Annotated in this window: 12 protein-coding genes; 8 read left to right on the top strand and 4 right to left on the bottom strand. The window is 65.2% G+C overall.

The window, feature by feature from the left end; genetic code table 11:
• Positions 1-115 precede the first annotated feature (115 nt).
• From PJ259_RS00245 to xylB, 5 genes are all read left to right on the top strand, one after another.
• Complete coding sequence (locus PJ259_RS00245; RefSeq protein ID WP_271654311.1) at positions 116-1,048, top strand: carbohydrate ABC transporter permease; 933 nt, start codon at positions 116-118, stop codon at positions 1,046-1,048.
• Between the two features lie 10 nt (positions 1,049-1,058).
• Positions 1,059-1,892: a carbohydrate ABC transporter permease gene (locus PJ259_RS00240; RefSeq protein ID WP_059314172.1), complete on the top strand. Its 834-nt coding sequence runs from the start codon at positions 1,059-1,061 to the stop codon at positions 1,890-1,892.
• 91 nt (positions 1,893-1,983) lie between these two features.
• A complete protein-coding gene (locus PJ259_RS00235; RefSeq protein ID WP_271654310.1) occupies positions 1,984-3,081 on the top strand; it encodes an ABC transporter ATP-binding protein in 1,098 nt (365 codons plus the stop codon).
• Positions 3,082-3,145: 64 nt separating this feature from the next.
• A complete protein-coding gene (locus tag PJ259_RS00230; RefSeq protein ID WP_271654309.1) occupies positions 3,146-4,621 on the top strand; it encodes a mannitol dehydrogenase family protein in 1,476 nt (491 codons plus the stop codon).
• Positions 4,622-4,643: 22 nt separating this feature from the next.
• The gene (gene xylB, locus PJ259_RS00225) at positions 4,644-6,140 is read left to right on the top strand and encodes a xylulokinase (RefSeq protein WP_271654308.1); all 1,497 of its coding nucleotides are present in this window, start codon (positions 4,644-4,646) and stop codon (positions 6,138-6,140) included.
• 145 nt (positions 6,141-6,285) lie between these two features.
• Here the strand turns inward: xylB and ybaK are convergent, their stop codons facing one another.
• Both ybaK and PJ259_RS00215 read right to left on the bottom strand, forming a co-directional pair.
• Entirely contained in the window at positions 6,286-6,756 is a 471-nt protein-coding gene (ybaK, locus tag PJ259_RS00220) for a Cys-tRNA(Pro) deacylase (RefSeq protein ID WP_271654307.1), read from the bottom strand.
• Positions 6,753-7,817, bottom strand: coding sequence for a diguanylate cyclase (locus PJ259_RS00215; RefSeq protein WP_059314167.1), 1,065 nt, complete (start codon positions 7,815-7,817; stop codon positions 6,753-6,755). Before PJ259_RS00215 ends, ybaK begins: the two co-directional genes overlap by 4 nt.
• Before the next feature lie 223 nt (positions 7,818-8,040).
• On the opposite strand from PJ259_RS00215, the gene PJ259_RS00210 reads away from it, so the two are divergent.
• Together PJ259_RS00210 and PJ259_RS00205 are read left to right on the top strand one after the other, a co-directional pair.
• A complete protein-coding gene (locus PJ259_RS00210) occupies positions 8,041-8,478 on the top strand; it encodes an HPF/RaiA family ribosome-associated protein (protein WP_017638924.1) in 438 nt (145 codons plus the stop codon).
• 82 nt (positions 8,479-8,560) lie between these two features.
• Positions 8,561-9,619: an oxidoreductase gene (locus tag PJ259_RS00205; protein WP_271654306.1), complete on the top strand. Its 1,059-nt coding sequence runs from the start codon at positions 8,561-8,563 to the stop codon at positions 9,617-9,619.
• On the opposite strand, the gene PJ259_RS00200 is transcribed toward PJ259_RS00205, so the two are convergent.
• Positions 9,613-10,647: an acyltransferase family protein gene (locus PJ259_RS00200; RefSeq protein WP_059314165.1), complete on the bottom strand. Its 1,035-nt coding sequence runs from the start codon at positions 10,645-10,647 to the stop codon at positions 9,613-9,615. The genes PJ259_RS00205 and PJ259_RS00200 overlap by 7 nt on opposite strands.
• 167 nt (positions 10,648-10,814) lie before the next feature.
• Positions 10,815-12,986 (bottom strand): bifunctional 23S rRNA (guanine(2069)-N(7))-methyltransferase RlmK/23S rRNA (guanine(2445)-N(2))-methyltransferase RlmL, encoded by a 2,172-nt coding sequence (gene rlmKL / locus PJ259_RS00195; protein WP_271654305.1) that lies wholly within the window; start codon positions 12,984-12,986, stop codon positions 10,815-10,817.
• 318 nt (positions 12,987-13,304) lie between these two features.
• On the opposite strand from rlmKL, the gene rmf reads away from it, so the two are divergent.
• Positions 13,305-13,520, top strand: coding sequence for a ribosome modulation factor (gene rmf / locus PJ259_RS00190; RefSeq protein WP_007159291.1), 216 nt, complete (start codon positions 13,305-13,307; stop codon positions 13,518-13,520).
• Positions 13,521-13,547 lie beyond the last annotated feature (27 nt).

Raw genomic sequence — 13,547 nt, 5'->3', positions numbered from 1 at the left:
TACCGGGGTCCGCACTCAGCGGACCTCGGCCTAGCGGCTTTTCCTGCCTGATCCGTCGCTGGCGTCGCGAGACGCCAGGGATTCGTCACGGCCTCCTGCCTTGCGGAGCATCGCCATGCAGACCTCCACGCTCAAGACGCCCGCCGTCGATACCCCCACCGCTCCAGCCCGTCGTCAACGCCGCCGTGCCGGTCCCGGCTGGTTCCTGATCAGTCCTTCGGTGGCCCTGCTGCTGGTGTGGATGCTGGTGCCCCTGGGAATGACCATCTGGTTCTCGCTGATCCGCTACAACCTGCTCTATCCGGGCGAGCACGCCTTCGTCGGACTGGAGAACTTCGAATACTTCGTCACCGATGCCGGCTTCTGGCCCGGCATGACCAACACCCTGCTGCTGGTGGGCAGCGTGCTGCTGATCAGCGTGGTCTTCGGCGTGCTGATCTCGGCGCTGCTGGAGGCCAGCGAGTTCTTCGGACGCGGCATCGTCCGGGTCCTGCTGATCTCGCCCTTCTTCATCATGCCCACGGTCAGCGCCCTGATCTGGAAGAACCTGATCTTCCATCCGGTCTCCGGCATTCTCGCGGCGATCTGGAAGCTGTTCGGGGCTACCCCGGTGGACTGGCTGGCCACTCATCCGCTGCTGTCGATCATCCTGATCGTCTCCTGGCAGTGGCTGCCCTTCGCCATTCTCATCCTGATGACCGCCATGCAGTCGCTGGACCAGGAACAGAAGGAAGCGGCCCGCCTCGACGGTGCCGGTCCGGTCGCCATCTTCTGGCACCTGACCCTGCCGCACCTGGCCCGGCCGATCGCCGTGGTGGTGATGATAGAGACCATCTTCCTGCTGTCGGTGTTCGCCGAGATCTACACCACCACCAGCGGCGGCCCGGGCTTCGCCTCCACCAACCTGGCCTACCTGATCTACAACCAGGCCCTGCTGCAGTTCGACGTTGGCCTGGCTTCCGCCGGCGGCCTGATCGCCGTGCTCATCGCCAACATCGCCGCCATCATCCTGGTGCGGATGCTTGGCAAGAACCTGACCCAACAGTGAGGACCCCGACATGCTGACGCTCAAGCAATCCCGGCGCCTGCAGAGCCTGCTGCTGGGCCTGCTCGCCTGGCTGGTGGCACTGGTGCTGTTCTTCCCGATCTTCTGGATGGTGCTGACCAGCTTCAAGACCGAGATCGACGCCTTCGCCACGCCGCCGCAGTTCTTCTTCATGCCCACGCTGGAGAACTACCTGACCATCCAGGCACGCAGCGACTACTTCCACTTCGCGCTGAATTCGGTGGTGATCTCCTTTGGCGCCACCCTGCTGAGTCTGTTGCTGGCGCTACCGGCGGCCTATTCCATGGCTTTCCACGAGACCAAGAACACCCAGCGCCTGCTCCTGTGGATGCTCTCTACCAAGATGCTGCCGGCGGTCGGGGTACTGGTGCCCATCTACCTGCTGGCCAAGCAGTTCGAGCTGCTCGACAGCCGGCTGTTGCTGATCGCCATCTACACGCTGATCAACCTGCCGATCGTGGTCTGGATGGTCTATACCTACTTCAAGGACATACCCAAGGACATCCTCGAGGCGGCACGCCTGGATGGCGCCACCACCTACCAGGAAATCGTCCGGGTGCTGCTGCCGATCAGCAAGGGCGGCATCGCCTCCACCATGCTGCTGTCGCTGATCCTGTGCTGGAACGAGGCCTTCTGGTCGCTCAACCTGACCTCGTCCAACGCCGCGCCGCTGACCGCCCTGATCGCCTCCTACTCCAGTCCCCAGGGACTGTTCTGGGCCAAGCTGTCCGCCGTCTCGACGCTGGCCTGCGCCCCCATCCTGATCTTCGGCTGGATCAGCCAGAAACAACTGGTGCGCGGCCTGTCCTTCGGCGCCGTGAAATGAGCCGTCGCTGCGCTACTGCGCTTGCCGATCCGGCGTCTCGCCTTCGCTCGCGACGCGCAGCGACGGCTCAAATAACAAGAGGATTCCTGTCATGGCCAATCTGAAAATCCGCAGCCTGCGCAAGGGCTTCGACTCGCTGGAAATCATCAAGGGTGTGGACCTGGACATCAACGACCGCGAATTCGTGGTCTTCGTCGGGCCCTCGGGTTGCGGCAAGTCCACCCTGCTGCGCCTCATCGCCGGGCTGGAAGAGGTCACCAGCGGCACCCTGGAACTGGACGGGCGCGACATCACCGAGGTCTCGCCGGCCAAGCGCGACCTGGCGATGGTGTTCCAGACCTATGCCCTCTATCCACACATGAGCGTACGCAAGAATCTCTCCTTCGCCCTGGACCTGGCCAAGGTCGACAAGCAGGAAGTGGAGCGCAAGGTCAGCGACGCGGCGCGCATCCTCGAACTGACGCCCCTGCTGGAGCGCAAGCCGCGCCAGCTCTCCGGCGGTCAGCGCCAGCGGGTGGCCATCGGCCGCGCCATCGTCCGCCAGCCAAAGATCTTCCTGTTCGACGAGCCGCTGTCCAACCTGGACGCCGCCTTGCGCGTGCAGATGCGCCTGGAACTGGCACGGCTGCATCAGGAGCTGCAGGCCACCATGATCTACGTGACCCACGACCAGGTGGAGGCCATGACCCTCGCCACCAAGGTGGTGGTACTCAATGGCGGGCGGGTCGAGCAGGTCGGCTCGCCGCTGGAGCTCTATCACCATCCGGCCAATCTCTTCGTCGCCGGCTTTCTCGGCACGCCGAAGATGGCCTTTCTCAAGGGCCAGGTGGTGGCCACCGATGCTCAGGGCGTCGAGGTGGCGCTGGCTGCGGGACCGCGCATGCGACTGCCACGCCAGGGCGCCGGGCTCGCGGTCGGCAGTCCGGTGACCCTGGGCATTCGTCCGGAACACCTGCGGCTGGCCGCCGACGGCCAGCTGCCGGTGATCACCGACGTGGCCGAGCGACTGGGCAGCGACACCTATTGCCACATGGTCACCGAGGCCGAAGAGCCACTGACCGTGCGGGTACCCGGCGACTGCGCCGTGGCCTATGGCGAACGCCAGCGCCTGGCGCTGGACGTCGAGTTCTGCCACCTGTTCGACGAACAGGGCCGCGCCGTGGCGCCACTGCTGCGCCAGGCCGCCTGATCTCACCTTCTCTCCTGGTCATGGCCGACCATGACCAGGGGCGCCTTCTGCCAGGATCCCTCTCATGAAACTCAATCGCCAGAATCTCGACCAGCTTCCCGCACACATCGCCAAGCCCGCCTACGCCGCCTGCCAGCTGCGCCAGGGCATCGTCCATATCGGTGTCGGTGGCTTCCACCGGGCGCACCAGGCCATCTACACCGAAGCCCTGCTCAACCAGGGCCGCAACCTGGACTGGAGCATCTGCGGCGTCGGGCTGCGCGCCGAAGACCGTGCCATGCGCGACGCCCTGGCCGGCCAGGACTATCTCTACACCCAGGTGGTGCTGGCCGACGAGCCGGACACCGAGGTCCGCGTCGTCGGCGCCATCAGCGGCATGCTGCTGGCCGAAGACGGCACCCAGACGCTGATCGACAAGCTGGCCCATCCCAGTACCCGCATCGTCTCCCTCACCATTACCGAGGGCGGCTACTGCATGGATGACAGCACCGGCGAATTCAACTTCAAGCTGCCGCTGATCCAGCACGACCTGCAGCATCCCGGTGATCCGCGCAGCGTCTTCGGCTTCCTGCTGGCGGCCCTGGCCAAGCGCCGCGCCGAGGGCACCGGCCCCTTCACCGTGATGTCCTGTGACAACCTTCCGCACAACGGCCAGGTCACCCGCAAGGCCCTGCTGGCCTATGCCGCGCTGGTGGATGAAGACCTGCACGGCTGGATCGCGGAGCAGGTCAGCTTCCCCAATGCCATGGTCGATCGCATCACCCCCATGACCAGTGCCGCCCATCGCGAGGCCCTGCTGGCCGAGCACGGCGTCGAGGACGCCTGGCCGGTGGTCTGCGAGCCCTTCCTGCAGTGGGTGCTGGAAGACAGCTTCGTCGCCGGTCGTCCGGCCTGGGAGGACGTCGGCGTGCAGTTCACCGACGACGTAACCCCCTACGAGGAGATGAAGATCAAGCTGCTCAACGGCAGCCACCTCGCCCTCACCTACCTGGGCTTCCTCAAGGGCTATCGCTTCGTCCACGAGACCATGGCCGATCCGCTGTTCGTACGCTACATCCGCACCTACATGGACGAGGACGTGACGCCCCAGCTGGCACCGGTACCCGGCATCGACCTGGACCAGTACAAGGACACCCTGATCGAGCGCTTCTCCAACCGCGCCATCGCCGACCAGCTGGAGCGGGTCTGCTCCGATGGTTCCTCGAAGTTTCCCAAGTTCACCGTGCCGACCATCAATCGCCTGATCGAGGACGACCAAGCCATGGATCGCGCGGCGTTGGTGGTAGCTGCCTGGGCGGTCTATCTGCGCGGTGTGGACGAGACCGGCGCGACCTATCGCATCCCCGATCCACGGGCCAACTACTGCGAGGAGCTGGTGCAGGATCAGAAGAATCTCACCGAACGCCTGCTGGGCGCCGAGGAAATCTTCGGCAAGCACATCCCGAAATCCGCCGCCTTCGTTGCCGCCTTCGAACGACAGCTGTACAACTTGCGGACCCATGGGGTCAGCGCCACCCTGCAGACCCTGCTCGGCGACTAATAACGACAAGGAGCGGCCAGGCATGAAGTTTCTCGGGATCGACTGCGGCACCCAGGGCACCAAGGCGGTGATCCTGGATGTCGAGCGCGGAGTAGTACTGGGCGAAGGCAGTGCGCCTCACCCCTCGACCGAAGGCGCCAATGGCCGCCGCGAACAGAATCCGGCGGACTGGATTCGGGCACTGGTGGCCGCCACCCGCGCGGCCCTGGCTCAAGCCGGCAGCGATGGCCAGGACATTCTTGGCGTCGGTGTGTCCGGCCAGCAGCATGGTCTGGTGCTGCTCGACGACAGCGGCAAGGTGCTGCGTCCGGCCAAACTCTGGTGCGACACCGAGTCCACCCCGGAAAACGAGCGGCTGCTGGAACACCTCGGCGGCGTGGAAGGGTCCATCGAGCGCCTGGGCCTGGCCATCGCGCCGGGCTATACCGTCTCCAAGCTGCTCTGGACCAAGGAACAGCACCCGGAGGTGTTCGACCAGATCGCCCGGGTGCTGCTGCCCCACGATTACCTGAACTTCTGGCTGACCGGTCGCGCCGTGGCGGAATACGGCGATGCCTCGGGCACCGGCTATTTCAACGTACGAACGCGCCAATACGACCTGGAACTGCTGCGCCATATCGACCCCAGCGGTCGTCTGGAACGTGCCCTGCCGGAGCTGATCGAGGCCGACCAGCCGGTCGGTCGCCTACGGCCGGAGGTCGCCAGCCAGCTGGGCATCAATCCCCAGGCGCTAGTCTCCAGCGGCGGCGGCGACAACATGATGGGCGCGCTGGGCACCGGCAACAGCCGTGCCGGCCAGATCACCCTGAGCCTGGGTACCTCGGGTACCCTCTATGGCTACTCCGACGAACCGCGTATCAGCGATCATCCGGCGGTGGCGGGCTTCTGCTCGTCCAACGGCGGCTGGCTGCCGCTGATCTGCACCATGAACCTGACCAATGCCAGCGGCCAGATCCGCGAACTGCTCGGCCTGGATCTGGCCGAATTCACCCGCCTGGTCGCGGAGTCGCCCATCGGGGCCGAGGGGGTGCTGATGCTGCCCTTCCTCAATGGCGAACGGGTACCGGCGCTACCGACGGCGACCGCCAGCCTGCACGGCCTCACCGCCACCAACCTGACCCGCGCCAACCTGTGCCGGGCGGTGGTCGAGGGGGTCAGCTTCGCCCTGAGATATGGCTTCGATCTGCTACGCGACCTGGGCATGCCCGGTGACACCCTGAGACTCATCGGCGGGGGTGCCAAGAGCCCGGTGTGGCGGCAGCTGATCGCCGATCTGATGAACACCCCGGTGGTCTGCCCGGTCCACGGCGAAGCCGCCGCCCTGGGCGGCGCCCTGCAGGCCGCCTGGTGCTGGAGTCGTGAACAGGGCCGCCCGGAGTCGCTGGACAGCCTTACCGAGCGCTGCGTGCACCTGGACCCGGCCAGCCGCGCCGAACCGGATTCCGCCCGGGTCGCCGAGTACGAAGCGGCTTACCAGCGCTATCGGCAGCAGTTGCGTGACAGCTACGGGGTAGCCTAGCGAACGAAGGGGTGAGAAACGCCAGGCGATTTTTCACCCCATCGAGACTCAGGGCGTAGGTTGGGCTGAGCACAGCGAAGCCCAACAAAACACAGCTGGCCCTTTACATCGTTGGGCTTCGCTGCGCTCAGCATCAACCTACGTCTCAGGCCTTGCCGATCGGTACGAAAGGCGCGTCCAGCAATCGGGCGAGGTCCGCCGGTGCCAGGGCCACTTCCAACCCGCGGCGCCCCGCACTGACATGAATGTTGGCCAATTCCGCCGCGGACTCGTCGATGAAGGTACGCAGCCGCTTCTTTTGCCCCAGCGGGCTGATCCCGCCCACCAGATAGCCGGTGCTGCGCTGGGCCTGATCAGGCTTGGCCATCTCCAGCTTCTTCACCCCCGCGGCCTGGGCCAGGGCCTTTAGGTCCAGGGTACCGGCGACCGGCACGATGGCCACCAGCAGCTCGTGCTTTTCGCTCACGGCCAACAGGGTCTTGAATACCGTTGCTGCCGCCAGGCCGAGCTTTTCGACGGCTTCCAGACCATAGGACGCGGCCTTGGGGTCATGGTGGTAGCTCAGCACCTCGTGAGGCACCTGGCTTTTCTTGAGCAGTTCTATCGCCGGGGTCATGCCAGCACTCCTTGGGGGTCGGCCACCTCCGCCCGTCCGCGACCCTGGGCCTTGGCCCGGTAGAGGGCGAAGTCGGCCGCCTGCAGCCAGTGGGCCACGTCATCGTAGGCCCGGTCGAAGCCGGCGATGCCGCAGCTCATGCCGACACGTACGTGCTGGCGCTCGCCGGGGCTACCCGCCTGCATCTCCTGCAAACGCTCCTGCAGGCGGCGAATCAGATCCAAGGCTCGCTCGGGCGAGGTATCGGGCAACAGGATACCGAATTCATCGCCGCCGAAACGACCGGCGAGATCACTGGTCCGGATGGTCCGTGCCAGCAGACTGGAAAACTGACGGAGCACCTCGTCGCCCGCCTGATGGCCAAAGCGGTCGTTGACCAGCTTGAAGTTGTCCAGGTCGATCATCACCAGGCTGGCATCGGCGCCACTGCGCTTGCAGCGGGCGAATTCACGCTGCAGCAGCTGATCCCAGTGCGTTCGGTTGTGCAGGCCGGTCATGCCGTCCTGCTTGCTGATCAGCTCCAGCTCCTGCTTGCGCCGGGACAGCTGCTGCGCCAGGCGAAAGCTCACCAGCCCCAGGGCCCAGGGATAGGCAATGATCATCGGCAGGCAGGCATAGATCTGCGCCGTCGAGGTCTGGATGGCGACCGGGTGGCGCAGCACGACCAGGCCGATGAGGATGCCGGCCAACTGCGCGAGCAGGCCGCGGCGCCAGAACACCAGGCCACCGGCGCCCAGCATGTTGAGGCTGGTCATGGCGAGCAGGGTCACGCTGGGCAGGAGGTTGAAGCCCATGCTCGCCACCCAGAAGCCCGCCGAGCCACAATCCAGCAACAGGTTGCTCAACTCGGCGCGATAGGGATCCCGGGCGCGGACGGCGCGCAGATAGGCCAGCGGCGACCACAGCAGCGCATTGGCCAGCAGCAGGATCCACAGGCCGACGGATACCGGCTGGGTGATCTGGACCGAGACGATGCAGCTCAGGCTGAGCAACAGGCCAACCGCTCGGGGCAGCCAAAGCCGCCGGGCGAAACTGTGGCCACGCGTGAGCGCATCTGGCATTGGCGATCCCCACTGCGACGGACGATGAAAGGTCGCGCATTATCAGTGGATGAGGGCAAAACGCCAGCGACCCGCGACCTGAACGTCGTTTACCGATAGCTACGACGCGCCTAGACACTGCCAGAAGGAAACATCGGGTGACACGAGCACCAGACGAACAGCCTTGAACCTCGGCCTGACCGGCCTCATCCAATGGTCAGGCCCGTCAAAAAGAGGAAGCCGCATGCAAGTTCAAGTCAACAGTGACCACAACATCGAAGGCAGCGCCGGTTTGCAGAATTGGGTGACGTCCGTGGTGGAAGACCGCCTGGATCGTTTCGACGAACTCCTGACCCGCGTCGAGGTGCACCTCAACGACGAAAACGCCGGCAAGTCCGGCGCCCAGGACAAGCGCTGCCAAATGGAAGCGCGCATCAAGGGCCATCAACCCCTCTCGGTCACCCACAAGGCCGAGTCCCTCGACCTGGCAGTGGATGGCGCAGCGGACAAGTTGCTGCGAGCCATCACCCACCTGTCTGGCAAATTGGAGAAGAAGCGCCTTTCCGGCGGCGAACTCAACGACCCCCTTGCCCTAGAGGACTCCGAAGAGTTCAAGGATTCCTTGCGGCAGGACGAATTCCTTGAACGGGAGCAACTGGCTCACGATCACGAGTTGAAGTAAGGCAACCTCTGGCTTCAGCATACGACCGGGGCCGCTCATCGAGCGGCCCCGGTCTTTTTCAGCCCGGCAAAAAGGATGCTCCATGCCTTCTCCCCTTCGCGTCGCCCTGATCGGCTATGGTTTCGTCGGTCAGACCTTCCACGGCCCACTGCTGCGTTCGATCCCAGGCCTTGCGCTGGAACTGGTGGCCTCGCGGGACGCCGAGCGTGTGCACGCCGACCTGCCCGAGGTACGGGTGACGGCGGATTACCTGGCCGCCGTGCAGGATCCGGCCATCGACCTGGTGGTCATCGCCTCCCCCAACCAGACCCATGCGCCCCTCGCCAGCGCCGCTTTGGCGGCGGGCAAGCACGTGGTGGTCGACAAGCCCTTTACCGTCACCCTCGCCGAAGCGCGGCAGCTGTCCCAGGAAGCCGACCAGGCCGGGCGGTTGCTGTCGGTGTTCCAGAATCGGCGCTGGGACAGTGATTTCCTCGGATTGCAGGAGGTACTCGCCAGTGGAGCTCTGGGTGAATTGACCAGCCTGGAGTCCCGGATCGAACGCTTTCGTCCCGAGGTGCGAAACCGCTGGCGAGAGGCGGATCTGCCCGGCAGTGGCCTCTGGTTCGACCTGGGTCCCCACCTGCTGGATCAGGCACTCTGCCTGTTCGGTCTGCCGCGGCGCCTGCAGGCGAATCTGGTGCGGCAACGACCCGGCGCCCTTACCGATGACTGGTTCCAGGTGCAACTGGACTACGGCGCCCGCCAGGTGACCCTGAGAGCCGGCATGCTGGCCGCCGGTGGCGTACCCCGTTTCCTTGCCCAGGGCACTGGCGGCAGCTGGATCAAGGCAGGCGCGGATCGCCAGGAAGATGCCCTCAAGGCAGGCGTTCGTCCGGGTGGACCCGAGTGGGGTCAGGATCCCGATCCAGGTTGGCTGATCGGCGCCGACGGCGCGCGCCGGGCGCTGCCCACGCCTGCCGGCGATCATCGGCGCTATTACCTGGCGCTGGTCGAGGCCCTTGCCGGGCGTGCGGCCAATCCCGTATCACCCTCTCAGGCCTGCGCCCTCATGGCCTTGCTGGAGACCGCGCAACGCTCCGCGGCGGAAGGCCGGGCCCTGGAACCCGAACTGACCGCACCCGAAAGCACCGCCTACTGACTGGCCACCCATTGCGGACGCCGTCCCGCCAGGCGCTCACCCAGCTGGCGCAGGGTGCGGGACAGGCGACGCTCGATCCACTCATAGCTGGCCCAGGCCAGCAGCAGGATCACCGGCAGGCAGACCGCCAGGGTCTGGTAGGGGTTGAAGCCCCACTGCTGGTGCAGCCAGTAGTCGCCCAGCCAGAGCACGATGACGTGTACCAGGTAGACCGAATAGGACCAATCCCCCAGCGCCTTGCACAGGCGTGAACCGGCAAACCAGGGCTCCAGGATCACGCAGGCGCCAACCAGCACCGCGCTGGGCACGCCCCAGGTGAGCAGGCGCCAGGGATGGTCGGCCGGGAAGCTCACCAGGCAGGTGAGAGCCGCCAGTGCAGCCAGCAGCGCCAGTGGCTTGGGCCCTTGCAAGGCACCGCGCCGATAGAGCGCGGCCAGGCCCACGCCGAGCAGGAATTCGAAGATGATCGGATTGCGATAGAAGCTGCTGACGAAAGACTCACGGGCCAGCACCAGGCTGACCAGGATCACCAGCAGGCTGACCACGCCGATGCGCCAGCGCTCGGCCACGCCAAAGGACAGCGCGAAGAGCAGATAGAACAGCATCTCGAAATTGAGCGTCCAGCCTACCGGCAGGATCGGATAGTGGCCGAAACCGGCCGGATTCTCGCTTGGGATGAAGAACAGCGAGAGCAGCAGTTCACGCGCGGCGACCCCGTAGATCGGCATGACGTCGCTGGCCAGGTAGAGGATCAGCGCGGTCACCGCGGTGTACAGCCAGTAGGCCGGGACGATGCGGGCGATGCGATGCCAGAGGAAGGTGCTGCGCCTGAGCGGTCGTCCTGCGGTGGACAGGTAGATCACGAAGCCGCTGAGCACGAAGAAGATGTCGACTCCGACCTGCCCACGCGTGGAAAGCAGGTGGCCGCCAAGACTGTCGGCGTGGAAATCGAAGAACACCTGCATGAAGTGATGAAAGACCACCAGCCAGGCAGCCAGGGCCCTGAGAGCCTGCAATGAAACCAGCATTGTAAAACCTGTCCCTCCTCGTCCCGCCAGGCACGACCCAGCGCCGCGCCGTCATTGTGGACGGCATGGGCTGGCCGGGCGTTCCCGAGAGAAGGCTGGATTGCGCCGGATCACAGGCTGAACGGCTCGATGCCGGGTCCGTTCAGCGACAGTTCAGCCGCTTGGCGTCACTGCAGGGTCAGACGCCAGGCCCGGTGGATCTTGGGATTGCGTGCGAAATCCGGATCCAGGGTGCTGGCGGTGATCTCCTCGACGCGATAGCGCTCGCTGAGGCTTTCGTCCAACTCGAACTTGCGGAAGTTGTTGGAGAAGTACAGCGCTCCATTGCGGCTCAGGTGGGCCATGGCCGAATCGATGAGGCCGACATGATCGCGCTGAACATCGAATACGCCTTCCAACCGCTTGGAGTTGGAGAAGGTTGGTGGGTCGACGAAGATCAGATCGTATTCGCCGCGATCGTTCTCCAGCCAGTGCAGCACATCGCCCTGCTCCAGGCGGTGACGCTCAGAGAAACCATTGAGCGCCAGGTTGCGCCGGGCCCAGTCCAGGTAGGTCCGCGAAAGGTCGACGCTGGTGGTGCTGCGCGCCCCCCCTACCGCAGCCTGCACGGTAGCGGCGCCGGTGTAGCAGAACAGGTTGAGGAATCTCTTGCCCTGGGCTTCCTGGCGCAGGCGCAACCGCAGCGGGCGGTGATCCAGGAACAGACCGGTGTCCAGGTAGTCGGTGAGGTTGACCAGCAGTTTGGCGCCCGCCTCCTCCACCTGCAGGAATTCACCCTGGGCGGCCTGACGCTCGTACTGCTTGGTGCCACTCTGCCGCTCGCGCCGCTTGACCACCACCAGCGACGGATCGATGTTCAAGGCCTGGGGAATGGCTGCCAGGGCATCGAGCAGCCGCGCCTGGGCCTTTTCCGGATCGATGGAGCGTGGCGGCGCGTACTCCTGCACGTGCACCCGGTCACCATAGAGATCCACGGCCACCGCGTACTCGGGCATGTCGGCATCATAGAGCCGATAGCACTGCACGCCCTGATTGCGTGCCCATTTGCCGAGCTGCTTGAGGTTCTTCTGCAGGCGGTTGGCGAACATCTGCCCGCCTTCGCTCAGCTTGGGCGGCTCCGCCGCCTGGGCCGTGGACGAACGCTCGCCGCTGCGGCTGCCGGTCACGAACTGACGGGTCTCGACCTCGAACATCAGCAGCTTGCAGGGCAAGGCGCCGTTCCAGAAGGCGTATTGCTTGTGGCTGCGGATGCCCATGCGCTTGCCCAGTTCGGGCGCACCGGTGAAGACCCCCGCGCGCCAGCCGAGGCAGGCCTGCCGCAGGCGCTCGCCGAGATTCTGGTAGAGGTACAGCAGGCTGGCCTCATCGCCCAGGCGCTCGCCATAGGGCGGGTTGCAGATCACCAGACCGGTCTGTGCCTTGTCGGGACGCGGCTCGAAGCTGGCCACTTCGCCCTGATAGACCTTGATCCAGTCGGACAGGCCGGCCCGCTCGATATTGTTGCGCGCCGGCTGGATCAGCCGCGGATCGGCTTCGTAGCCACGGATCCACAGCGGCGTCTTGGCCAGGCCGGCGGCCGCACGTGCCTCGGCTTCCTGATGCAGCTGTTGCCACAGGGCGGGCACATGCCCCAGCCAGGCGGAAAAGCCCCAACGCTCGCGACGCAGGTTCGGCGCTATGTCCGCCGCCATCAGGCCGGCCTCGACCAGGAAGGTGCCTACCCCGCACATGGGGTCGGCGAGCGCTCCGCCAGCCGCCGCCAGAGCCGGCCAGCCGGCACGGATGAGGACCGCGGCCGCCAGGTTCTCCTTGAGCGGCGCCGCCCCCTGCTGCAGGCGATAGCCACGCTGGTGCAGACTCTGGCCGGACAGATCCAGTGACAGGATGGCCTGACCACGCTCCAGGTGCAGATGCACCCGCAGGTCTGGCGCGAGCTTGTCGATGGTAGGACGCTGCCCGGTGCGCTCACGAAGGCGATCGACGATGGCGTCCTTGACCTTGAGCGCGCCGAAATGGGTGTTGTCGATGCCGGCGCCCTGACCGCTGAAGCCTACCGCCAGGGTGCCGGTGGGCGTCAGGTGCTCTTCCCACTCCACGCCATGCACGCCCAGGTACAGCGCCTGGGGATCTTCCACCGGGAAACGGGCCAGCACCAGCAATACCCGGTTGGCCAGGCGCGACCAGAGGCACAGGCGATAGGCATCCGCGAGGCTCGCCTCGCCGCGCACCGCCGCGGTCTGGCTGCGGGCTTCCTGCAGGCCGAGGCCCTGGGCCTCCTCCAGCAGCAGGGTCTCGAGACCCTTGGGACAGGTGAGGATGAGTTGTTGCATCGCGGACATCGTTGAATCCATTGGCTAGCGGAAGGAAGTTGCCTGCCTTTGGTCGGATTGACCAGCAGCACGACCCCCTCCGAATAAAGTTTGACTGCGTCTCAACAAGCCGCAGTGACGGCATTCCAGCGGCGGTTTATCGCCATTTCATTTCGATTAGGTTACGGCTTATAGCTAAAAGGTCATTCCCAGCCAGCGCACCTTTGGTTAGTAATTGACCACCCGCAGCGCGAAGGTGCGGGGCGGATGCCAGGACGCCGGCTCTGGCATCCAGGCCTGCAACGGGCCATGGACAATCTGCAAGTCAACCTACGAGGGCACTACCCTATGAGAAGACTCAAGCGTGATCCAATGGAACGAGCTTTCCAGCGTGGTTATCAGCACGGCATTGTGGGCAAATCGCGGGACCTCTGCCCCTTCACCCAGGACGCCGTTCGGCAGGCCTGGCTCAATGGCTGGCGTGAAGGCCGTAGCGACCAATGGGACGGCTACGTAGGCACCGCTGGTCTTCAACGCATGAATCAACTTCAAGCCGTAGGCTAATTCGATTTCACTAGCGGAAGCCACGGG

Source organism: Pseudomonas sp. JBR1 (assembly GCF_028198185.1).
In the GTDB taxonomy this organism is placed as follows: domain Bacteria; phylum Pseudomonadota; class Gammaproteobacteria; order Pseudomonadales; family Pseudomonadaceae; genus Chryseomonas; species Chryseomonas oryzihabitans_E.
Note: the sequence above shows the minus strand (reverse complement) of the source record. Positions and strands in the feature narration are given on the sequence as shown.

Bases quoted from the DNA above. Each gene is read 5' to 3' on its own strand.
- PJ259_RS00200 (WP_059314165.1), bottom strand. From the start codon at position 10,647: ATGCTGGTTTCATTGCAGGCTCTCAGGGCCCTGGCTGCCTGGCTGGTG.
- PJ259_RS00235 (WP_271654310.1), top strand. From the start codon at position 1,984: ATGGCCAATCTGAAAATCCGCAGCCTGCGCAAGGGCTTCGACTCGCTG.
- PJ259_RS00245 (WP_271654311.1), top strand. From the start codon at position 116: ATGCAGACCTCCACGCTCAAGACGCCCGCCGTCGATACCCCCACCGCT.
- PJ259_RS00215 (WP_059314167.1), bottom strand. From the start codon at position 7,817: ATGCCAGATGCGCTCACGCGTGGCCACAGTTTCGCCCGGCGGCTTTGG.
- xylB (WP_271654308.1), top strand. From the start codon at position 4,644: ATGAAGTTTCTCGGGATCGACTGCGGCACCCAGGGCACCAAGGCGGTG.
- ybaK (WP_271654307.1), bottom strand. From the start codon at position 6,756: ATGACCCCGGCGATAGAACTGCTCAAGAAAAGCCAGGTGCCTCACGAG.
- rlmKL (WP_271654305.1), bottom strand. From the start codon at position 12,986: ATGTCCGCGATGCAACAACTCATCCTCACCTGTCCCAAGGGTCTCGAG.
- PJ259_RS00210 (WP_017638924.1), top strand. From the start codon at position 8,041: ATGCAAGTTCAAGTCAACAGTGACCACAACATCGAAGGCAGCGCCGGT.
- PJ259_RS00230 (WP_271654309.1), top strand. From the start codon at position 3,146: ATGAAACTCAATCGCCAGAATCTCGACCAGCTTCCCGCACACATCGCC.
- rmf (WP_007159291.1), top strand. From the start codon at position 13,305: ATGAGAAGACTCAAGCGTGATCCAATGGAACGAGCTTTCCAGCGTGGT.
- PJ259_RS00240 (WP_059314172.1), top strand. From the start codon at position 1,059: ATGCTGACGCTCAAGCAATCCCGGCGCCTGCAGAGCCTGCTGCTGGGC.
- PJ259_RS00205 (WP_271654306.1), top strand. From the start codon at position 8,561: ATGCCTTCTCCCCTTCGCGTCGCCCTGATCGGCTATGGTTTCGTCGGT.